We start from the raw sequence: 23113 nt of genomic DNA, 5'->3' as shown, positions 1-23113 counted from the left end.
TAAAACTAACAACAAATTTATTTCTTCCTTGTTTTAAATATTTTTTTTTGTATTTTCCCATAAAATTTTATAAAAAAAATTTTTTTGTTTTTTTCAAATTGGGTAATTAAAATTTTCTCTGCTATACTGCGGCCAATACTCAAACTCGAAGTAGCTGCCGGGGAAGGTGCATTAACCACATGTAGTAGGTTTTTACCTTCTAGAAATAAAAAATCATCTATCAGATTGCCTTGCCGATCGCACGCCTGCGCGCGTACACCTGAGCCACCTGGTATCAAATCTTCCGCAGTAATAGAAGGCACTAGTTTTTGTAAAGCCCGGACAAAAGCTGCTTTCGAAAAGGAACGGTACATCTCGTACAAACCATCTTTCCAATACTTCATTGCTATCTTTCTGAATCCAGGGTATGCAAGGGTCTCCGCAGCGTCTTTGAGATTGACTGGAGCACCTCGATAGGCTTCTCGACCCAGTGCCCAGACCGCATTGGGTCCGGCCTCTACGCTTCCACTAATATGACTGGTAAAATGGACACCCAAAAACGGGAAATTGGGATTGGGTACGGGATAAATCATGGTGTTGACGAGGTGATAAGCTTCCGGTTTGAGGTAATAATATTCCCCACGGAAAGGAAGAATTTTTAAATCAAAGTCGGGGTGGGTCATCCGGGCTAGCCTATCAGATTGCAGTCCTGCACAGGAAACAAGATAGTTAGATTGTAGATCACCCTGGGTGGTAGAGACGACCCATTCACTATTCGATGCACTGATAGACCTCACTGCATGTTGGGTCAAAATCTCGCCGCCTTGAGCCAGTACAAGAGATTTTAATTTTAATGCCACCTTTTGATAACTGATGATTCCAGCCTGTGGGACCCAGATGGCCTGTGCTCCGGTAGCCTGGGGTTCGATCTCTTTTAATTGCTCCGGGTTGATGATGGTGAGACCTTGTAGACCATTTGCCACACCTCTGTCAAATATCTTTTTTAATGCCGGAAGTTCCGCCTGGTTGGTAGCCACGATGACCTTACCGCATTTTTTATAAGGGATGTCCTGTTGATCACAAAAATCCAGCATCATTTGGTAGCCCCTGGTGCAGTTGAGCGCTTTCTCGCTGCCGGGTTTGTAATAAATGCCGGAGTGAATGACTCCACTATTGTGACTGGTTTGATGGGCTGCTACTTCTGATTCCTTTTCGAGGACAGTTACTTTAATGCCAGGATCAAGTAATTGGAGCTGGTAGGCTGTTGCGAGGCCTACGATGCCGCCACCGATGATGATTACTGAGGACAATTTGTTATGAATCTAGGCTTGAGAAATAAATTCTAAGTATGGGTGACATTTTCTGTTATTTCCACTCCCTAACTCCCTCCGAAGCCTGCCTGTCCGGTAGGCAGGGGGGACAACGCATAAATCCTTTCAATCAACTCCACCGTCTTCATAGCTTCGTAGGCACTTTGTACATTATAGACATTGCTTTGCAAACCATTCAATACCTGATCATATACAAAATGATGATTGGAAACGGATCCGGCGTAATTGGGGTATTGATTGATATGAGTGGTGGTATCGGGGATAGAAAAAGCTGAGCCTGATTTATGCTGATACTCAATCGTATTGGCTGACAGTCCACCGATTCGGATGGAGCCATGTTCGGCCAGGACAGTTAGTGAGGATTCCATATTTTTTTCAAAAGCATTGATGCTGTAATGGATAGTCCCCAACACTCCGGATTCAAAGCGCAGGATGGCTACTCCCTGGTCGTCAAAATCGATGATCTCTCTGTGACAGACATTGGAGGCCAAGCTTTTTATCTCTATTACTTCGCCAAAGATCCAGTACAAAAAATCTATATAATGACTAAACTGGGTGTACAAGATGCCTCCATCCAGTTCTTTGGTACCTCGCCAGGTGGAAGAGGTATAATAATGAGTGTCCCGGTTCCACAGACAATTCATGGATAGGGAGTATACTTGTCCTGAGGCGCCGGAAGCTATCCATTGCTGCAACTGCAGGATGGGGCCATTAAATCTATTTTGTTTGACGATGGACAAAGATTTATTCGTTTGTTTGGCCACGGCTAGCATGAGTGCCGCATCCTTACTCTTCAAGGCCATTGGTTTTTCGCAAATGACATGATATCCTTGTTGCATAGCCTGGATACTTTGACTGGCATGATATCCATTAGGGGTACAAAGGACTACGATGTCAGCAGTCAAACCGGCAGACATCAGTGTGTCGAAAGAGGCATACCCGGGGATATGATACATGGTCATATATTCAGATAATCTCTCCGGATCTGTATCACATACGGCTGTGAGAGTGCCGGTGCGCAGGATCTCCCGAATATGCCTCGGAGCGATGGCGCCACAACCGACCAGAATATATTTATACAAAGGCGTATCCATCAAGCTCAGAATAATTTATAATCGCCAATAATCATACTGATCCTTTAAGTTGTAATAGATGCCTTTCAGATCAAATAATATCGGGTGATCCCCGGTCAGGATCTGATCAAAATAAGTTTTGTCCAGGGATTTGAAGTCCTGGTGAGCAACCGCTATGATCACGGCATCGTATGGTCCATTGACTTGCGATAATATCTTCAGGCCATACTCATGGTTGAATTCTTCGGCATTGACATTGGGATCAGCGATATCTACCCTGATGGAATAATCTTTTAATTCCCTGATCAGGTCCACTACTTTCGAATTGCGTATATCGGATACATTTTCTTTAAAAGTAACACCCATGATCAACACCCTGGCTTCGCCAGGATTCTTCCTATGGGCTATTAATTTCTGAACCAGTTTTTTGGCTATATGAGCAGGCATGCCATCATTGATGCGTCGGCCGCTGGCGATCACCTGTGGATCTATTCCCAACTCTTTGGCTTTGTGTAAAAGATAATAAGGATCTACCCCTATACAATGACCACCGACGAGGCCCGGGTAAAGTTTGATAAAATTCCATTTGGTCGCGGCAGCTTCTATCACTTCATGGGTATCAATGTCCATCTGATCAAAGATGATGGAAAGCTCATTCATCAGGGAGATGTTGAGGTCGCGTTGCGTATTTTCTATGACCTTGGCCGCTTCGGCTACTTTGATGCTCTCTGCCCGATATAGGCCGGCAGTAATGATGGACCCATAAAGCGAAGAGATATTTTCAAGCGCTTCCGGATCAGAACCGGATACGATTTTTAAGATAGAAGTCAAGGTTCTGGACTTGTCACCCGGGTTGATGCGCTCCGGAGAATAGCCAGCCTTAAAATCTTTACCAAAGGTCAATCCTGAAAGATTTTCGATGATCGGGATACAATCGTCTTCGGTACATCCGGGATAGACGGTAGATTCAAAGATCACATAATCACCAGGCTTGATGACCTGACCCACGGTCGCGGAAGCTGACAATAATGGTTTAAGATTAGGCACTTTATTTTCATCGATATCTGTCGGAACAGCCACTATATAGACAGAACATTTTTTTAGATCATCCAGGTGATCTGAAAATTCAATATCACTACCCTCAAAAGCGGTAGTATCCAGCTCATTGGATGGATCTATATGTCGTCGCATCATAGAGATGCGGTCCGCATTAATATCGAATCCCAATACTTTGTATTTTTTGGCAAATTCAAGTGCGAGTGGGAGTCCGACATACCCAAGGCCTATAATGCCGATGGAGGATTGTTTAGATTTTATTTGTTCGAACAAAGGTGGTGAGCTTACTTATAACATTATGCAAGATTTGGTTTCCCTTTAGGGGTCAGGGGCCTAGGAATAAATCCTTCTAAATCTTTATTCATTCATAGTGTTAGTCAAAATCGTTTAACACCCCTGACCCCTGAAGGGGAACAACGCTCCTGGCGATTAGGGCGAATTGGATCTTTAGTATTCCATTCAAGAAAAAATAGCTTCATTTTGGAAAAATCCGGTTCCCCTTTAGGGGTCAGGGGTCTGGGTATTAATTCTTTATTCAAAGCGTTAGTCAAAATCGTTGTCACCCCTGACCCCTGAAGGGGAACAACGCTCCTGGCGATTCGGGCGAATTGGATCTTTAGTATTCCATTCAAAAAAAAATAATTCACAAATGATAGATACATCTAGGAAAAAATTTGGTTTCCCTTTAGGGGTCAGGGGCCTAGGAATAAATCCTTAGTCAAAATCGTTGTCACCCCTGACCCCTGAAGGGGAACAACGCTCCTGGCGATTCGGGCGAATTGGATCTTTAGTATTCCATTCAAAAAAAATAATTCACAAAGGATAGATACATCTAGGAAAAAATTTGGTTCCCCTTTAGGGGTCAGGGGCCTAGGTATTAATTCTTTATTCATAGTGTTAGTCAAAATCGTTTAACACCCCTGACCCCTGAAGGGGAACAACGCTCTAGCGAATAAATTTTTTTAATAAATACCTCACCTAAATGATATTTTTCTTTAAGTCTGATACCGTAAGTTTCAGTAATTCTATAACACCAGGGAGTTTTTCTAGTACTTCTTTGTCATTTATTCTCAATACAGTACACCCTGATCCCAATAATTCTAAATCCTTCTCCTGATCAACACCCTGTTGATGAACTGAAGTGTGATATTCTCCATCCAATTCAATAACAAGCCTTAGTTCGTGACAGTAAAAATCTACTACGTATGCTCCTAATGGGTGCTGTCTTCTAAATTTAACTCCAAGCTTTTTATTTCTAACTTCTTCCCATAAAATACTTTCCGTCAATGTAACATTATTCCTCAGCCATTTTGCATGTTCAAATATCTGCTGAGTAGCGTTTTGATGAAGTGACAAACTTGACATTAGAAATATTGATTCAACTCACCCATAAAACAATTCCTCCAATCCCTTCAATGCAGGATGTTTGACCAAATCATTATGAACAATAGTGACCCATTCACCGCCGTGTTTTTTACATTCATTTTTGAGCTGAAGCAAGTCGCCTGCGTCCCAGTTGCGCTGGTAATAGATCAGCGTAGCATCCATTAAGATCAACGGCTTCTCTTTGACTTTCATTTTTTTTCCTGCTTTGCAATCAAAGACGGTGTAGGTATAGCAGGTGCCACATCTAAATCCGGGAATATCGGCATATCCGAGGGTGCTTTCCCATTCCATCGATGCCTGATCCCAGAGCCTCCAGGTGTCGGGCACTTTAAATCTTAGATAATGTTGTCTGCCGGCCATGATTTTTTGCTTTACCAATAGTTGGAGAGTGGCCAACTCTTCATTGAATATTTTTTGATCAAGGTATACTTCGTATCCCGGATGATAGCCGATGAGATGACCTGCTGTTTCAATAGAATCAATCATTGCTTTTAACCTGGGGTCTGAGCTGGAAAGTGACTGATCAAATTTGGACCTGTTGCTGACGATGAAGTTAAAACATGCCTGGTGCTGATATTTGTATGCCAGATCAAGTAGATATTGATGCTGGTCAAAAGGGTCTGACTTGCCTTTTACTTTGGTTGCATACAGACTTTTAATATGGGTGGTAGCCAGGGATATATCTTTTCGCTTGAGGAGATCTCCGCCCAGGTGTTTAAGACTTGTGTGCCAATCAGGCCATTGGTAGGGCTGGTCTACATCGTGGGTAGCGAATGCCTGATACTGATGTAGTTTTCTTTGACCCCGGTAACCGGATTTTACCAAGAGGGTCCACAGCAAATCTGCATATTCATTGACAATAGGGCGATGCAGAAAATTGTATTTATTGGCTATACTGTTTTTACCCTGTACTCTTAGATGAATGTCCAATTGAGTATCGATGACTTCTTCCCATCGGCTAAGCATAAAATAGGAAGAGGAAATAATGTCCGCCTGGAGTATATAGCCTTCATTAGTTTCTTCCAGCCTGGGCAATCCATATAAAACAGGAAGATCTTGAATAGTCAGCGTCGCATCTGACCAATACTGGATGGCTCTGGGTAAATACCCGGGCTTAAAATATCCAGCGGATTCAGTGATCTGTGAAAAGAAGTGATTGATGATTTTGACCGACTTCATATCATCTGCGGAAAGAATATAATCTTTTGCCGTAGGCGAAATAATAAACTTAATATCAATGCCTAAAAATTCCTGCATCAGGATTTCAAAAGTATATTGAATTTCAGGGCTGAATGAGCTGGGGATGGTAATAAGCACATTAACCTATTGAATGAATTTTCTTTAATTCAACAGCCAAAAGAGGCTTAATGATCAATCTTTCCTTAGGAAGATCGTGTGATTTTCAAAGTATTAAAGTACAGCTAATCAGGCTTAACATTTGTCTTATCTATCCTGCGGGCTAAGACTCAAAAATCTTTTTGCACGGATCAATGCCAGCTCATCATCGGTGATAGGGTGATCATGAATGAAGAGCTTTGCCATAATTTTATTTAAAAAAACTCAGGACAGTGTCGATGATACGGTGCAAATCATCATCCTGCATCTCTGTATGGATGGGCAGGGAGATCACTTCTTTGCACAAACGATCCGTCACAGGTAAAAAATCAACCTTCCCCTTTAAAGCACTAAAGGCTTTTTGATCATACAGCGGAACCGGATAATAGATCATATTGGGTATCCCCTTAGATGAAAGATATTCCGCCAGTTGATCTCTGCGTCCATCGATCACCTTGAGCGTATACTGATGATATACGTGGGTAGAATGTGGAACTTCATACGGCGTGGTCAATGAAGCAACTTCGCGGAATGCAGTAGAATAGGCCTGTGCCACTGTATACCTGGCCTGGCAATAACTGTCGAGATGTTTTATTTTGACATTTAACACCGCCGCCTGAATACTGTCCAGTCTCGAATTGACTCCGATCAGGTCATGGTAATATTTTTTTTGTTGGCCGTGGTTGGCTATCATCCTGATTTTTTCTGCCAGCGCTGTATCGTGACATAAAATCGCTCCACCATCACCATAACAGCCGAGGTTTTTAGATGGAAAAAACGAAGTACAGCCAATGTGCGCAGCAGTGCCTGATTTTTTTCTCGTACCGTCCTGATAAATAAGGTCGGCACCGATAGCTTGTGCATTGTCTTCAATCACATATAACCTGTGCCTGGATGCAAGCTCCATGATAGCTTCCATATCAGCACATTGTCCATATAAATGAACCGGCACAATGGCTTTCGTCTTAGAAGTTATGGCTGCTTCAATCAGCTCCGGGGTGCTCAAAAAACTTTGATAATCTACATCGATCATCACCGGAGTCAGATGCAACAGACCAATCACTTCAGCGGTAGCAACATAGGTAAATGCCGGTACGATGATCTCATCACCGGGTTTGCAGTCAAGTGCCATCAAGGCTATCTGAAGGGCATCCGTACCGTTGGCGCAGGGTATAACATGGGTCGTATCGCCATGATAAGCCTCTAAAGCTTGTTGTATTTCTTTTACTTCCGGACCATTGATATACTGACCATGATCCAGTACCCGATGTATGGCGGCATCGATCTCTGGTTTTATTCGAAGGTATTGTGATTTAAGATCTACCATTTGCATAGTATAGCGATTTTGGAGGTTAGGCTGGTACTGTTTTTCTTCCAATGCTTTCATAGTGAAAGCCAGCTGGAATATCATCCAATTCATACAAATTTCTGCCATCGAAGATGATACATTGCTTCATCAGGGATTTTATCTTATTAAAATCAGGAGAACGGAACAAGCTCCACTCCGTCGCAATGAGCAGCGCATTGGCTTCATGTAGTATAGCATATTCATCTATGCCGTAATTGATTTTTTCGCCATAGATTTTGCGAATATTTTCTGTAGCCTCAGGGTCAAATACGGACACCTTGGCGCCTCTGGATAATAATTCATCGATCATGGTGATAGATGGTGCATCGCGGATATCATCGGTGTTTGGTTTGAATGCAAGACCCCAAATAACTATTTTTTTACCATTCAGATCCTGGTTAAAAAACTGATCGACTTTGCGAATCAGGCTTTGTTTTTGGTCTTCATTGAGCCCCACCACCATCTGCAGGATTTTAAATTCATAATCATGCTCTTTGGCTGTATGGATGAGGGCTTTGACATCTTTTGGGAAACAGCTTCCCCCATAGCCAATCCCCGGAAACAAAAATCGTTTGCCAATTCTGTTGTCACTGCCCATTCCTTTGCGCACCATATCTACATCAGCTCCGGTTCGTTCGCAAAGGTTGGCGATCTCATTCATAAAGGTGATGCGGGTGGCCAGGTAAGCGTTAGCGGCATATTTGGTCATCTCGGAGGATCGTTCGTCCATGATATAGATTGGATTACCTTGTCTTACAAATGGCTCGTATAAGTGTTTCATTTTTTCTATCGCCCTGGGGCTGGAACTTCCTATCACCACGCGGTCAGGCTTCATAAAGTCGTCTACGGCGACTCCTTCTCGCAAAAACTCCGGATTGGATATCACATCAAATAGGGAGGCATCCAGTTTTGCCGCTAATACGGCCGCCACTTTCTCCGCTGTCCCTACAGGTACCGTACTTTTATTGACAATGATCTTATAATCTTCGATCATGGAACTCAGGTCCTCTGCCACTTTAAGGATAAAACTGAGGTCAGCGGATCCATCCCCACCTGGGGGAGTAGGCAACGCCAGAAATATGATCTCTGCTGATTGTATCGCAGCTTGTAGATCAGTGGTAAAACGTAAGCGATGTTGGCGGGTATTGCGCTCAAACAAGGTGTCGAGTCCAGGTTCATAAATCGGTATTTGCCCTTCCTGGAGGGTGGTGACTTTATGTGCATCTATGTCGACACAGGTCACATGGTTGCCCATTTCTGCAAAACAGGTGCCGGTGACCAGACCTACATATCCTGTACCTACTACTGCGATATTCATTTATTGATGGTGGATTGTTTGTTCATTGACAGGCCCTTTGGCGATGTTAGCGACTACAGATCCGGATGACCTTTTTAATTGCCCGGCGATGACCAACCTTTCTTTTTTGAGAATAGTGAGAATCAGGCCCATTTTCGCATGGCTTCGCCGTCGATATGTCGCAATGACTATCGCGTAAATAAATTTAAATTGCACAGAATGAGTCTCTTACCTCAATTTGCGCAAATGGCTTGGATCGATCTGAATCCTTAGACCAAATCCTATATGATCTAACTCAATGAGCAACTCGTGTTTACTCAAAGATTCGATTAATTTTCCTTTTAAACCGGTCAGGTTACCCAAAACCACCTCGACGGCATCACCTTCACTAAAAGGCTGATTTTCAAGGGTGATATCATTGACTTCTCCTGTGACCCGTTGCAACCATTCTATTTCCTGATCGGGAATGGAAATGATCTGTTTATTAAATCGGACGAAACCTTCCACATTTGGTGTTTCCAGTACCCTTACATATTCGTTTTTTTTGATATGAACGAAGATGTAACGATAGATCAAAGGGACCATACTTGTCCTTCTTTTCCTGGTATATATACGTGTGACTCTCTGTAAAGGCACATAATTGGTAATGCCAGCCGTAGTTAAAGTTTGACAAACGGATTTTTCTGCTTTGACTCGTGTCAATACTGCAAACCATTTAGCGGTGTCTACCGTTAGATCATTTTGATATGTCGCGGCGGCCAAACCCATCAGTTGATTTCTTTTAAAGGTTTGGATTGAACTGAAATAGGTAATACCTTGGATGACCATATAAGGAATGGCTCATGTTCAAAGGTATGACGCCAAACATCCAGCTCAGATTCTTCCTCATAGATCACATACCGGACCTTTCGTTTGATTAATTTTTCAGCTTTTTCTATCAGATTGATCAGGTAAGACTTATCAAGCTTGCCGATTAGAATGAGATCGATGACCCCGCTGTCCCTGCCCTCAGCAAAGGTGCCTGTCAGAAAAGCCTTTTCCAGCTGACCCAATCGACTCAATACATTGTCGAGGACCTGGTCTATACCAATATATTTGAGTAATATACTGTGTATCTCATGATAGAGGGGATACTTATGGTTAGCTTTAAAATACTTTTTATTTCCTTCAAGAAAAGATTCCAGCATGCCAGCTTCTTCCATCTTATTGAGCTCCAGGCGTATGGCATTGGTAGATTCGCCAAACTCTGACTCCAGTCCGCGCAAATAGGAGGTAGTATTGCCATTCAAGAAAAACTTGAGCAATAATTTTATACGTGTTTTTGAAGAAATTAGGGCCTCAATCAAAATTGAGTAGTTTTAGTACTCAAATTTACCACATAAAATCAGCTTTTTAAAGCTTTGAGCACTATATTTTTGCCGATCACCCAAGCCCCGGCAAGGGCACAACCCAGTATAAATCCTATGATACTCTGTCTCAGTCTGTTAGCGCCCATTGCATCCAAAGGAAAAAATGGCTTGTCTATTTCTCTGATAAATGGGGTGCTGTTTTTTAAAGCATAATCGGCAATCTCCAGATTTTTAAGAGCTTCTGTGTAAGCAGTGGCATACATTAATGACTGCTTGGAGCGAATATTTTTATTGGTCCTGTCCTGCGGTGCCCACAGCGCCCCCTGGGTCTGGTCCATTTTACCTACGGCATATTCTGAGGAAGTCCAGGCATTGAACAGGGAGTCAGCTTTTGCTTTGACGAGGTCGAAAGTCTGTTTTTGTTTGTCGCTGGATTGTTGCACATAAAACCTTGATAACCTATTAAATATGTTTTCCGTCAAGGCAAGGGAAAGGGCATCATTTTCCGTCTTGGAGTCCAGGGTAAAGATGGTGCTTTCATTATCATAATTACAAGTGACCAGGCCGGGCTTGAGCCCACCTACTGTAAACCAGTATATGCCTTTGAGGGCGGAATTTTCATCCAGGGTAAATGTATCTAATGAGTCTGATTTGAATCTAAAGCCTTTGTAAGCCGGATTGTACTTAGCCCATTTTTCGTCCATTTTATACAGGTCAATGATATGGTTGGCGATGAAATCTTCTTTTCCATTCACTGTGGTTTTGTCAAATAACGCTTTGTTGACGATACGCATCGATTTGGACAGGGCCACGATTTTGTCCATGGATACCTTGCCACTGGTGTTTCCCCCCAGACCAAATTGGCCCAAAAGACCTGAAATGGCTCCCATACTGCTATTGCCATCTCCTTCATTAAGCGCAAAAGTTAAAGGAGCACTATACGTAGTAGGGGTGAGGTAAGCTTTCAAATAAAGGGCGCCAGCTCCCAGCAAACCAATAAACAGGATCAGCCATTTATGCCGCCAAAGCAAAAAGAAGTATTCCAATCCTTTATTGATCAGGTCTTTGAGACTAAAATCGTCTTCACCAGGATGGATATGCTGCATATTTTCTTCACTCATAATATTATATATCATAGCTGAGCACCGGGGCCAGCCATTTTTCGGTCACGCTAAGATCCTGATTTTTTCGCTTAGTATAATCCTCGACCTGGTCTTTGGCGATATTGCCCAATCCAAAGTACCTGGCCTGAGGATGACTAAAATACCATCCACTGACTGAAGAGGCAGGATACATGGCCAGGCTCTCTGTCAGCATCACATTGATGTGCTCACTCGCGTGTAATAAGTCAAACAACATGGCTTTCTCCGTATGATCCGGGCAGGCAGGATATCCCGGAGCTGGTCTGATGCCTTGATATTTCTCTGCGATTAGTTCGTCATTGGACAAAGATTCATGGGAGTAAGCCCAATATTGAGTCCTTACTTTGTAATGGAGATATTCGGTAAATGCCTCAGCCAATCTATCACCCAACGCTTTTAATAAAATGGCATTATAATCGTCATGATTTGCCTCGAGGGTCTTGGCTCTTTCGTCGAGCCCTACCCCCGCTGTCACTATAAAAGCACCCAGGTAGTCTTTAAGTCCGGTGCTTTTAGGAGCTATAAAATCAGCCAGGCAGAGGTAAGGTAGTCCTGCAGATTTTTCTCTTTGCTGGCGAAGATGGTGACTGACGGTCATCAGCTCACCAGAATCAGGATGGTAGATTTCGATATCGTCGCCTACACTATTGGCTGGAAACAATCCAATGATGGCTTCTGCAGTGATCCATTCTTCTTCAATGATCGTGGTCAATAACTCCTGGGCGTCCTGAAAGAGTTTTGTAGCTTCTACACCCACTATCGGGTCTGTCAGGATAGCGGGATATTTTCCTGCCAGCTGCCAGGACTGGAAAAAAGGCGTCCAGTCAATATATTTACCAATCTCCCTTAACGATGGATTTTTGATGGTTTGTATACCTAACCAGGCAGGAGTCGGCGGGGTATAATTGTTCCAGTCAATGACTATTTTTTGGTCGCGTGCGCGTGCGAGACTGACGAATGCTTTGCCGGCTTCTCTCTTTTCTCTTGCGACGCGCATGGCTTCATATTCTGCTTTGATGCCCAGGATGAAAATATCACGATTGACTTCATCTTTAGTCAGAAGTGAACTGACTACTGCTACACTGCGGGAAGCATCCAGGACATGCACGACAGGTGCGCGGTTATACTGTGGTTCGATCTTGACGGCAGTATGAATGCGGGAGGTAGTAGCGCCGCCGATCAATAAAGGGATCTGAATATTGCGTCGCTGCATCTCTTTGGCTACGAAAACCATTTCATCCAGTGAAGGCGTGATCAAGCCACTGAGTCCGATGATGTCTACTTTTTGTTCCAATGCAGTATCCAGGATTTTGTCACATGGCACCATCACGCCGAGGTCTACGATATCATAATTGTTACAAGCAAGTACTACTCCAACGATATTTTTTCCAATGTCATGCACATCTCCTTTGACAGTAGCCATCAGTATTTTTGCTGCAGCATGGCCCGAGGTGCCCGACCGCTTTTTTTCTTCTTCGAGGTAAGGCGTGAGGTAGGCCACTGATTTTTTCATGACCCGGGCAGACTTGACGACTTGAGGTAAAAACATTTTGCCTGAACCAAACAAGTCGCCCACAACATTCATGCCTGCCATCAGAGGGCCTTCGATCACATCCAAAGGCTTATTATATTTCAGGCGAGCTTCTTCAGTATCGGCATCGATGAAGTCAATGATGCCCTTGACCAGGGCATGTGTGATACGATCCTCCACGGTGCCTTTGCGCCATACATCTTCGACTTCTTTTTTCTTTACCCCTCCTTTGACAGATTCAGCATATTCGAGCAATCTTTCCGTAGAGTCTTCGCGGCGGTTGAGCAAAACATCTTCGACATACTCCAGCAGGTCCTTGTCGATTTCGTCATATACTTCCAGCATGGCGGGATTGACGATGCCCATATCCATGCCTGCTTTGATCGCGTGATATAAAAATGCGGAGTGCATGGCTTCACGTACTTTTTGATTGCCTCTAAAACTGAAGGAGACATTGCTCACACCTCCGCTTACATGGGCGTAGGGCAAGTTTTCTTTGATCCACTGGGTCGCACGGAAAAAATCAACCGCATAATTCCGGTGTTCTTCGATGCCGGTAGCTACGGGAAAAATATTTGGGTCGAAAATGATGTCTTCTGGAGAAAATTTGACCTGGCGTACCAATATATCGTAAGCGCGTTGGCAGATGTCGATTCTTCTTTGGTAAGTATCGGCCTGGCCGAGCTCGTCGAAAGCCATGACTACAGTGGCTGCGCCATATTTTTTGACCAGCTTAGCCTGGCGAATAAATTCTTCTTCACCGGCTTTGAGCGAAATGGAGTTGACGATGCTTTTTCCCTGGAGACATTTCAGGCCGGCTTCGATCACCTCCCACTTGGAGGAATCCACCATGACTGGAATGACTGCAATCTCGGGTTCAGAAGCCATCAGGTTAAGAAATTTGACCATTGCTTCTTTGGAGTCCAGCATGCCTTCGTCCATATTGACATCGATCACCTGAGCTCCTCCCCGTACCTGGTCGAGTGCTACCGCGAGGGCATCATCATATTTATCTTCTTTGATGAGTTTGAGAAATTTGGCTGAGCCTGTGACATTCGTCCGTTCGCCGATATTGATAAAATTACTTTGAGGAGTGACTTCGAGGCTTTCGAGCCCACTCAGTTTTAAATGATGTAATCCGCTCATCCGATGCTTGCTGAGGGTTGTAGTTGCGGTTGAAAGGAAGATTCGGACTCAACCGCTTCTTTTTCTATGGATCGTGGGACATACCTGGAAGCTTTCTCTGCAATCTTGCGGATATGATCCGGGGTAGATCCACAACATCCACCAACTATATTGATCAGGCCCAATTTGAGATATTCTTCGATTTGATCCGCCATTTCCTGCGGGGTTTGGTCATAGGCTCCCATTTCGTTGGGGAGGCCAGCATTGGGGTGGGCGCTGACCAAACAGGTAGCTTTCTCATCCAGCACCTGGAGGTATGGTCTCAAAGCCGAGGCACCCAAAGCGCAATTGAATCCTATGCTGAATAAAGGCATATGTGATACAGATACGAGGAAAGCTTCTGCAGTCTGACCGGACAAAATCCGGCCACTGGCATCGGTGATCGTACCTGAGATCATAATGGGCAATTCGATTTCTCTTTCTTCGAAAATCTCCTGAATAGCAAATAAGGCTGCTTTGGCATTTAAGGTATCGGTGATCGTCTCAATCAATAAGAGGTCCACGCCTCCATCGATCAATCCGGTCGCTTGCTCTTTAAATGCGACCACCAGCTGATCAAAGGTGATCGCACGATAACCAGGATTGCCTACTTCCGGGGACATGGAGGCCAATTTGGTGGTAGGTCCCATGGAGCCTGCTACAAACCGGGGTTTGTCCGGTTGCTTTAAAGTATAAGCGTCTGCCACTTCCCTGGCTATTTTAGCGCCTTCATAATTGATCTCATAGACCCATGACTCCAGGTGGTAATCTGCCTGGGCTACCGTAGTGCCACCGAAGGTGTTGGTCTCTATGATATCGGCACCAGCATCAAAATATTGAGCATGTATCTCCTTGATCACATCCGGTCGGGTGATACAGAGCAGATCATTATTGCCTTTGAGTGACCCTGGGTGATCTTTTAACCGATCGTTTCTAAAATCATTTTCTGTAAGATCATAGCGCTGAATCATGGTACCCATAGCACCATCCAATATTAGGATTCGATTTTTGACTATATCATAGATGGATGTATTCATAAAATTGGGTGCAAAGTTACATACTTAGCACTATTCTTTTCTCTTAAACACCGCCATAGACAAGGTGCTTTAAAACGGCAGTCGATATTAACAGGAAATTTTAGGAACTTACCTGTGTAACGAATCAATAATCCTGGTCTTTTGGACAAACAAAAGTATTAACCTATAAAGTGAATTTAAAATTTGATAGTCTGGTAGTCCTTCCTGCATGATATCACTACCTTTAAGTTTCATAGTTAAACTAATGTGCAAGCCATGCAAGTAATTCTTTTTATCCTGCTTCTCATACCTGCCCTGGTACTCAAGCCAAAACCGCTTCAACCCTATGGAGCACTTCCGAGCGAAAGACAGCTGGCGTGGCAGGAGACGGAAGTATATGGGCTGATTCATTTTACCCCTACTACCTTTGAAAATAAGGAATGGGGTTATGGGGACGCTGATCCTGCTGTTTTTAATCCTGCGCATTTCGATGCAGACCAAATAGTCGGCGCTGCCAAATCAGGAGGCTTAAAGGGTTTGATCCTGGTAGCCAAACACCATGATGGGTTTTGCCTGTGGCCTACCCAGACTACCTCTTATAATATCAGTAAAAGCCCCTGGAAAAACGGCGAGGGGGATATGGTCAAGGAGGTAGAGCAAGCATGCAGAAAGGCGGGATTAAAGTTTGGCATTTATTGTTCGCCCTGGGATCGTAACAATGCTCAATATGGTACCCCTGACTACCTGGAGACTTATCGCAACCAACTCAAGGAATTGTACAGCCGCTACGGAACTTTGTTCATGAGCTGGCATGATGGAGCCAATGGGGGTGATGGGTATTACGGTGGGGCCCGGGAAAAACGAAAAATCGACAATACTGTATATTATGATTGGGAACATACCTGGAACGACCTGACGAGAAAGATGCAGCCGTCCGCCAATATCTTTAGTGACATTGGATGGGATGTGCGGTGGGTTGGCAATGAAAAAGGTTATGCGGCTGAGACGCACTGGGCTACTTTCAATCCGGTCCCCGAATCAGGACCAAAGGCCGTGCCTGGCAATGTCAATACCCGGACCAGCAGCGAAGGCACCCGCCACGGTGACCATTGGATCCCGGCAGAATGTGATGTACCCTTGAGGCCGGGATGGTTCTATCATCCCGAACAGGATGGCAAAGAAAAGTCAGTCGATCAGCTTTTCGAACTTTACCTAAAAAGTGTGGGCAGAGGGGCTTGCCTGGACCTTGGATTGGCACCCACCACCGACGGCCTGTTGCATACTAATGATGTGCAGATCCTGGGTGAGTTTGGCAACAAACTGAAGAACACATTTAAAACCAACCTGATCCTGGGAGCAAGGATCAAAGCTTCCAATACCAGAGGTAAGTCATTCAATACCTCCTTGCTGATGGATGGTGACCGCTATAGCTATTGGGCGACTAAAGATGGAGTACATACGGCAAGCCTGGATATCCAACTACCTAAGACTACGACATTCGATTTGATTCAACTCCGCGAAAATATAAAACTCGGTCAACGGGTAGAGCAAGTCCAAGTAGCGTATTTGGTAAATGGTGAATGGGTACCGTTAGCAGAAGTAAAATCGGTCGGTGCCAATAGATTGATCCCTTTGACATCCCCTATCACTACGGACAGAATCAGAATCAGCCTGGAGGCTCCTGTCGAATTGTGTATGAGCGAAATCGGACTCTACAAAATCAAGTGAGTGTTCCCCAGGCTTAAGTTCAAATCCACACTGCATTATTTTGTCCAACCTGAAATAAACCCTGAAGCTTTGGTTGAACGCTTTCAGTACAATGAAGGCCCACTTTTAATTGGATAAAACAGGCATTAATCTTACTGAATTCGGGATGCCCCAGATGCCATGTCATCAAACTCAGACCAATGGGGCTAGTAAGCGCAGGGTGTAAGGATTTTGATTCCCATTCTATAAAAAAGGGAAATACGCCTGAATAATTATTTTCAGGGAATAACAGTTTCCATCGAAGTGTTTGCCCATCCGGTTTTATTCGGGCACCTGGTATAATATCACTATGTTTCATATTCATAGCGTCCAGGGTAGTTTTGACAGCCAGGATATCCTCAGTCCGGGCTGCCCAGGTGAGCCATTTTGGTGTGGAAAAGTCTGGAAGGGAGTCAAAAGGATAGTTGGTGGCTTGTCCGGGTATAGGTGCCATGACTTCCAGATAGCTGTTTTGGCCAAGGGACAGTAAGGCATTTTGTGTCCCCCATTGAGGGTGCCGGCCACCCTTTTGAGGCATCACTGAAGTTTTTTGATAGATAAATTGAATGCCTTCATCTATCTCTTTACAACCGAGGATAATATGGTCTATCATATGTATGGATTAAAAACAAACTACCTATATTTAAACTATGAAGCTTAAATATATGCCGGCTTTGATCATTCTATATTTTTCAATAGAATCCCATAGCCAAAATATTATCTCTACATCCACGCTCCTCGATAAGATCAAAGGTGGCTGGGCAGGTCAGACCATTGGAGTCACCTTTGGTGGGCCGGTAGAGTTTCGGTACAACGGTACCATGATCCAGACTTATCATCCGATCCCGTGGTACAAAGGTTATGTGGCCGAGATGATGACGCACAACGATGGTTTGTACGATGACCTGTATATGGATCTTACCTGGGTAGAGGTCCTGGAGCGGGATGGGTTGAAGGCTACGCCTGATGCATTCGCACAAGCATTTGCACATAAAGGGTATAAGCTCTGGCATGCCAACCAGGCAGCCAGGTACAATATATTGAATGGGATCAACCCTCCGATGTCCGGTCATTGGATCAATAATCCTCATGCAGATTGTATTGATTATCAGATAGAAGCCGACTTTGCAGGATTGATGTCACCAGGTATGCCACTCGCAGCCAATGAGATCAGCGATAGGGTAGGTCATATCATGAACTATGGAGATGGCTGGTATGGTGGGGTCTTTATCGCCAATCTATATGCGCAAGCCTTCTTTTCATCGGATATTCCATACATCATTCAGCAAGCTTTAAAATCTATCCCTGTAAAATCAAAATATTACCAGGTGATCAGTGATGTACTTAAGTGGCACAAATTATATCCTACGGATTGGAAAAGGACCTGGCTGGAAGTACAGGATAAATGGTCTGAAGATATCGGGTGCCCGGATGGAGTATATGCGCCATTTAATATAGATGCCACCATCAATTCTGCCTATGTAGTCATCGGATTATTGTACGGCAAAGGCGATTTTACCCAGACCATCGAGATCACTACCCGCTGTGGCCAAGATGCAGACTGCAATCCATCTTCTGCCGCCGGCATCCTGGGGACCATCCTGGGATACAGAAAAATACCCGAATACTGGATGCAGGGTCTGGAAGGCGCGGAAGATCTCAACTTTGCTTATACGGACATTTCTCTTAACAAGACCTATGCACTGAGTATGAAACATGCCCTGGAAAATATATTGGCCAATGGCGGCAAAGTAGAAGGCGAAAAGATCACCATCAAAGTACAAAAACCTATGCCGGTAGCTTATGAGCAGTCGTTTGATCATACTTTCCCTGCCAGCAAGACTTACCTGGGTAAGGTACTGGAAGATACTTTGAGTCTTCTTTTTGAAGGCGTAGGTATTGTCATCAAAGGTTATGTCACCAATTGGGATGGCAAATCAGATAAATACACTGCTCAATTGCTCACTACCCTTGATCAGGGCACTACAGAAACGGTCCTACTTCCGGCAGATTTTAAAGAAAGAAGGCATGAAATCTATTGGAAGTATCAGCTGCCAAAAGGGAGCCACCAGGTACAGTTGCGATTGCTCAATAAAGATCCAAAATATGATGTGAGGATTTCAGAATACATAGTTTACACTGACACATATGCTCCAATTGAAAATGTGTATCAGTTTGGCAAAGTGCCTAAGAAAAATTAAGGCATTCAGTATCCAGACTATTTTATTCACCAAAAGCAATAAGGATACTCTATGCATACTCCCTCTTATTTTAAAGTCTCTGATCCGGACACGATCGACGCGTTTATTCGGGCCAATAGTTTTGCGACTTTAATCTCTACTGGAGACATTTACCCATTGGCTACTCATATACCTTTGGAATTAGAAATAAATGCGAAAGGCCAACAAGTGCTTTGGGGACATATCTCCAAGGGCAATCCTCAATGGCAGGTGTTTGAAAAGGCACCCAAAGTATTGGCTACCTTTCTATCACCAATACATCATTATATTTCATCTTCCTGGTATGGCCAGGCCAATGTGCCTACCTGGAACTATCTGAGTGCTCAAGTCAGTGGCCATATCCGCATCATCCAGGGAGAAGAAATGATAGAATCTTTGCGGCGCATAGTTGATAAGTATGAGCGAGACTCTGTCCATCCGGTTTCCTTTGACACTATGCCCGAGCAGGTACAGCAACAAATGAATGGGATCGTCGCATTTGAGATACAGATAGAACGCAAAGAAGCTTCCTTTAAATTGAGTCAAAATAGAAACGATGTTGACTTTGAAAATGTGATTCGGGAATTAAGGTTGAGTAAGGATCCGCTGGCTAATGCGTTGGCATTAGAGATGGTTAAGTATAGAAATGGGTAAAATTTATGGCTTTGGTTGCTTCGCAACTTTGATTGCCACGCAAGACGCGTAGAAGCACGCAACAAATTTCTGAATGGGGTCTGGCTGGAGGCTTGTAGTCCTATCTCTGTACCACGATTTTTTCCGTCCAATTGGCATTGAAAGATTGGTAATTAAATAAGTAGACTCCGCTGCTCAGATTAGAGGGTAGGTTCATACCAGAGGCTGGGAATCGTGCGGTACTGAGTACTTTGCCCTCTACACTCATGATGGTCAGGAGCTCGATAGGATATTGACTGGAGAAAAATAATTTGTCCTGGAGTGGATTGGGCCAGGATCGAAAGTTTAACTGAGGAATACTTATTTTAAGGATTTGGGTATAATCAATCGAACCATCCGCATAAGTGATTTTTAAACGATAATAATTGTCTTTGGTGGTCTTGAAATCTGTAAAATTGGAGGCAAGGTTGGCGGGAAGAAGCTGCGGTGGAAGGATTTCTTTGATGGCCGTAAAGGATTTGCCTTCATTGCTTTTCTCCAATACGATCGTGAGGATGGGCACATTGATGACGCTGGTGATGTCTAATTGGATAGATTGATCAGGCTGTACTGCGCCATCCAGATTGAATGATTTGATGGCCAAAGCAGAATTATTGAGTCGGAAGACCCAAAGCCCTGACTGAATATCACTGGCCAGGATATTGCCTGACGGTAAAAACGGGTATACTCCCCAGCAACCTCTGAATACCGGCGAGTAGGAGGTAGAAGATCTGTCGGTATCAAAATAAGCGATTCGATGAATATTGTTAGGATCACTGGCATCGAAAATCTGGACTCCATCAGTGTAATAAGAAGAATAGATGAGGTTGCCTACAAAATAGGGGTTGTGGGCTATATTGGCTGTATCAGCGGCGTTGCCTTGTGGGTATTGTTCGCGCAAGGTAAGTGATTTGAATTTGATCACACCGGCAGGTTCCATATGGGTAGCGCTGGTCAATGGCACCATTCGAAGGGGGTTACCCCCGGTCTCTGTCGCATTGATCAACCAGTTTCCTCCTGGATCCATCCAACTGCTATGATTGTACCCTCCGAATACGATCCGGTCCAACTCCGGGCCACAGGCATTGCCGGTACAGTTATAGATGGATAATCCATTGCCCCCATGCGAAGCATACATAATATTGTTGCGAACATAGATATCGTGGATGTAAGATCTTGGCAATGCCTGATTGATAACTACAGTAGGACTATCCGGCTTCAGTGACAGATCCAATACAATGACCCCATTACTTCTTGTGTTGGTGCCGGCACAATACAAGCGAGCATTGGCTTCATCTATAAAAGGCATATGGCAGGTGTTGAAAAACTGGTTGGTTTGATTGACCAATACCACCGAATCCGGCAAATACTGCAGGTCAAATATCCTCAAACCACTTTGATCGACCTCGCTCACGGCATAGGCATAATGACTATAGGTCTTAAATTCGCGCCAGGCAGTCGAAGTGTAAGGACCAAATGCTTTGATCAGGGTCGGATTAGAGGGGTTGGTGATATCGAAGAAAAAGATTTTAGTAGCTCCTCCCAGGATGGCATACTCTCTGCCGGCTGCAGCATATCCCCATACATCGCTGTAATCAGTGCCTGCCTGATTCCATTGAGCTAGCCGTGTGGTTTTATACTCAAAAACCTGGCTGGATGCTTTCGTGAGCCAAAGGCTTAAAAAACCAATTAAAACTATATTTATACGTTTCATGTGTTCTACTCTATAATCAAAACAATCAAATTTGACGGTTTAGTATCTTTACCGCATGCCGATTTCAAAACTTAAAATTACCAGACATTTAGCAAAAGATCCTGTATTTCAGCCTTTGATTGAAGAAATACCTTTCCCCAAACTCAATACCACACCGACGCCTCTCAGCGATGCCCTGATCGAATCCATCGTCTACCAACAGCTGTCTATCAAAGCCGCTGCGGTCATACATAAACGTTTGTTAAGTCTGTTTGAAGAGGAAAAACTTGATTTAAAAAAGCTCACCCGGATGAAGACAGAAACCTTGCGTGGCCTGGGTCTGTCCTACTCCAAGGCAGATTATGTTCGCAATATCGCCCGGTTTTTTCTGGAAAAGGAAAACCAGGACATCGACTGGCATGGGCTACACGAAGATGACCTGGTCAAAAAACTCACGGTAATCAAAGGAGTCGGTACCTGGACCGTTCAAATGACCATGATCAGCCCTATGGGCAAGCTCGATGTATTCCCAGCACTTGATCTGGGTGTTCAGCAAGGCATCGTCCGGCTATACAATCTGGAGGAAACCGGCAAGCCCTTGGTTCAAAAAATGCATGCCATTGCAGAGCAGTGGCGGCCTTATCGGACGATTGCCTGCATGTATTTGTGGAGGTGGAAGGATCAATTTAGAAAGTAGGGGATGTAAATTAAATTTGAAGCTCAATATTTTCTACAGTGGCATTCATTACGAATCAAGATGAATAAGTCAATGCTCTGTTCACCCGGGCTCAGATTAACCTGCTTGGATAGAACACGTGATCAACATTATTTTAGGTCACTTTTTCTTTCAAAGTCAGTAATATAAAACCAGAATAAGTCAACATCCAGAAATGGCAATCCTTATAATTATTGATTTATGTTTATTGTTTGTGTAGCTGCCACTCGCAAACTAAACGACATATCTCTTTCCTGAGTAGAACATTGGTGTATTTCTACTGCTATTTCGTTCCATCCCGCTTGAAAACCTGAAGCAGACCAGCTCATCTTATAAAGTGTCTTTTCACTCAAAGGACCGACATATCCTTCCATAGGACTTATGGCCAAAGTATTGGATTTTATAGTGCCCTTGGGCATATTTGACCGTATTTTTTCACTACCATTCACATAGACAAGCGCTCCGTCATCCCGGTGCAAATAAAATGTGACCTCACTCGCTCCTATAGTGAGTTCAGAAGGAATAAAAATCCGTTTTCTAAAATAGGTGGTGATGTTTGTTGTCCTGGATACCAGGAGGTTATTTCTGGGTACAACGGTAATTTCATCACTATCACCATAGCCAAATTCTTGAAATCCTTCCTTCCAAAGGCTATCATTATAATTCAATAGTTTCCATTTCCCTGCCGGTTCTGCATTGGACACCAGGTATCTCCAGATGCCATCCTGGGTGATCAACGTATCATACACATTGACTCTCATTTCAAGGCGATCATTTAAGCCTGGATGATCTAAACTTTTAGTGCATCCTAAAAGGCACCCGGAAATAATTAAAAAGTAATAAAAGTGTTTCATTATAATTTTTTTTTTACAAACATAAGCCAGGGAAATTGGTGGAGGAATACCACATTGGGGTAATTTTAGGCTGGTTTGAGACCGACGCTTACATAAAGGAGGTTCCAGTCCAGAGTTTATATCTCCAATGGTAAAACCAGCTTCCTCAGCTTTTGGCATTAATTTCAACCAGTTTAATTAATAAAAACAAGTCAAATAAAAAGCCCA

Annotated in this window: 20 protein-coding genes; 4 read left to right on the top strand and 16 right to left on the bottom strand. The window is 43.8% G+C overall.

From position 1 onward, the window contains the following. Positions 1-17: 17 nt before the first annotated feature. The 13 genes from lhgO to IPJ09_12900 form a co-directional block, all read right to left on the bottom strand. Positions 18-1289, bottom strand: a complete 1272-nt coding sequence (gene lhgO / locus IPJ09_12960; GenBank protein MBK7372327.1) for an L-2-hydroxyglutarate oxidase — start codon at positions 1287-1289, stop codon at positions 18-20. A gap of 68 nt (positions 1290-1357) precedes the next feature. Beyond that, the gene (locus IPJ09_12955; protein ID MBK7372326.1) at positions 1358-2404 is read right to left on the bottom strand and encodes a Gfo/Idh/MocA family oxidoreductase; all 1047 of its coding nucleotides are present in this window, start codon (positions 2402-2404) and stop codon (positions 1358-1360) included. 15 nt (positions 2405-2419) lie between these two features. Next, complete coding sequence (locus tag IPJ09_12950; GenBank protein MBK7372325.1) at positions 2420-3712, bottom strand: nucleotide sugar dehydrogenase; 1293 nt, start codon at positions 3710-3712, stop codon at positions 2420-2422. 705 nt (positions 3713-4417) lie between these two features. Continuing rightward, a complete protein-coding gene (locus tag IPJ09_12945) occupies positions 4418-4804 on the bottom strand; it encodes an endonuclease domain-containing protein (protein MBK7372324.1) in 387 nt (128 codons plus the stop codon). A gap of 18 nt (positions 4805-4822) precedes the next feature. Further along, complete coding sequence (locus IPJ09_12940; GenBank protein MBK7372323.1) at positions 4823-6142, bottom strand: hypothetical protein; 1320 nt, start codon at positions 6140-6142, stop codon at positions 4823-4825. A 229-nt stretch (positions 6143-6371) separates the two neighbouring features. Next, positions 6372-7493, bottom strand: coding sequence for a DegT/DnrJ/EryC1/StrS family aminotransferase (locus IPJ09_12935; protein MBK7372322.1), 1122 nt, complete (start codon positions 7491-7493; stop codon positions 6372-6374). A 19-nt stretch (positions 7494-7512) separates the two neighbouring features. Beyond that, positions 7513-8826 carry a UDP-glucose/GDP-mannose dehydrogenase family protein gene (locus tag IPJ09_12930; GenBank protein MBK7372321.1) on the bottom strand — a complete coding sequence of 438 codons (1314 nt, stop codon included), beginning with the start codon at positions 8824-8826 and terminating at the stop codon, positions 7513-7515. Beyond that, a complete protein-coding gene (locus IPJ09_12925; GenBank protein ID MBK7372320.1) occupies positions 8827-8958 on the bottom strand; it encodes a four helix bundle protein in 132 nt (43 codons plus the stop codon). It lies immediately after the preceding gene. A 75-nt stretch (positions 8959-9033) separates the two neighbouring features. Next, positions 9034-9567 (bottom strand): UpxY family transcription antiterminator, encoded by a 534-nt coding sequence (locus IPJ09_12920; protein ID MBK7372319.1) that lies wholly within the window; start codon positions 9565-9567, stop codon positions 9034-9036. A 5-nt stretch (positions 9568-9572) separates the two neighbouring features. After that, positions 9573-10151: an ArsR family transcriptional regulator gene (locus tag IPJ09_12915; protein MBK7372318.1), complete on the bottom strand. Its 579-nt coding sequence runs from the start codon at positions 10149-10151 to the stop codon at positions 9573-9575. Positions 10152-10189: 38 nt separating this feature from the next. Further along, positions 10190-11275, bottom strand: coding sequence for a hypothetical protein (locus tag IPJ09_12910; protein ID MBK7372317.1), 1086 nt, complete (start codon positions 11273-11275; stop codon positions 10190-10192). Between the two features lie 4 nt (positions 11276-11279). Then, positions 11280-13973 carry a methionine synthase gene (metH, locus tag IPJ09_12905; GenBank protein MBK7372316.1) on the bottom strand — a complete coding sequence of 898 codons (2694 nt, stop codon included), beginning with the start codon at positions 13971-13973 and terminating at the stop codon, positions 11280-11282. Further along, the gene (locus IPJ09_12900) at positions 13970-15028 is read right to left on the bottom strand and encodes a homocysteine S-methyltransferase family protein (GenBank protein ID MBK7372315.1); all 1059 of its coding nucleotides are present in this window, start codon (positions 15026-15028) and stop codon (positions 13970-13972) included. Before IPJ09_12900 ends, metH begins: the two co-directional genes overlap by 4 nt. A gap of 255 nt (positions 15029-15283) precedes the next feature. Between IPJ09_12900 and IPJ09_12895 the strand changes: the two genes are divergently transcribed. Then, complete coding sequence (locus IPJ09_12895) at positions 15284-16735, top strand: alpha-L-fucosidase (protein ID MBK7372314.1); 1452 nt, start codon at positions 15284-15286, stop codon at positions 16733-16735. 19 nt (positions 16736-16754) lie between these two features. Here IPJ09_12895 and IPJ09_12890 read toward each other — a convergent pair whose 3' ends face one another. After that, the gene (locus IPJ09_12890; GenBank protein ID MBK7372313.1) at positions 16755-17366 is read right to left on the bottom strand and encodes a VOC family protein; all 612 of its coding nucleotides are present in this window, start codon (positions 17364-17366) and stop codon (positions 16755-16757) included. Positions 17367-17403: 37 nt separating this feature from the next. Here IPJ09_12890 and IPJ09_12885 point away from each other — a divergent pair, with 37 nt between their 5' ends. Further along, on the top strand, positions 17404-18954 hold the full coding sequence (locus IPJ09_12885) for an ADP-ribosylglycohydrolase family protein (GenBank protein ID MBK7372312.1): 1551 nt from the start codon (positions 17404-17406) through the stop codon (positions 18952-18954). A 51-nt stretch (positions 18955-19005) separates the two neighbouring features. Then, positions 19006-19626, top strand: a complete 621-nt coding sequence (locus IPJ09_12880; protein ID MBK7372311.1) for an FMN-binding negative transcriptional regulator — start codon at positions 19006-19008, stop codon at positions 19624-19626. A 100-nt stretch (positions 19627-19726) separates the two neighbouring features. Here IPJ09_12880 and IPJ09_12875 read toward each other — a convergent pair whose 3' ends face one another. After that, positions 19727-21358 carry a choice-of-anchor B family protein gene (locus tag IPJ09_12875; protein ID MBK7372310.1) on the bottom strand — a complete coding sequence of 544 codons (1632 nt, stop codon included), beginning with the start codon at positions 21356-21358 and terminating at the stop codon, positions 19727-19729. Positions 21359-21413: 55 nt separating this feature from the next. Here IPJ09_12875 and IPJ09_12870 point away from each other — a divergent pair, with 55 nt between their 5' ends. Next, positions 21414-22034, top strand: coding sequence for a DNA-3-methyladenine glycosylase 2 family protein (locus IPJ09_12870; protein ID MBK7372309.1), 621 nt, complete (start codon positions 21414-21416; stop codon positions 22032-22034). Between the two features lie 209 nt (positions 22035-22243). On the opposite strand, the gene IPJ09_12865 is transcribed toward IPJ09_12870, so the two are convergent. After that, positions 22244-22906, bottom strand: coding sequence for a hypothetical protein (locus IPJ09_12865; protein MBK7372308.1), 663 nt, complete (start codon positions 22904-22906; stop codon positions 22244-22246). Positions 22907-23113 lie beyond the last annotated feature (207 nt).

This window comes from Saprospiraceae bacterium, from assembly GCA_016709995.1.
In the GTDB taxonomy this organism is placed as follows: Bacteria; Bacteroidota; Bacteroidia; order Chitinophagales; family Saprospiraceae; genus JADJLQ01.
This window is presented reverse-complemented; position numbering and strand designations above follow the sequence as displayed.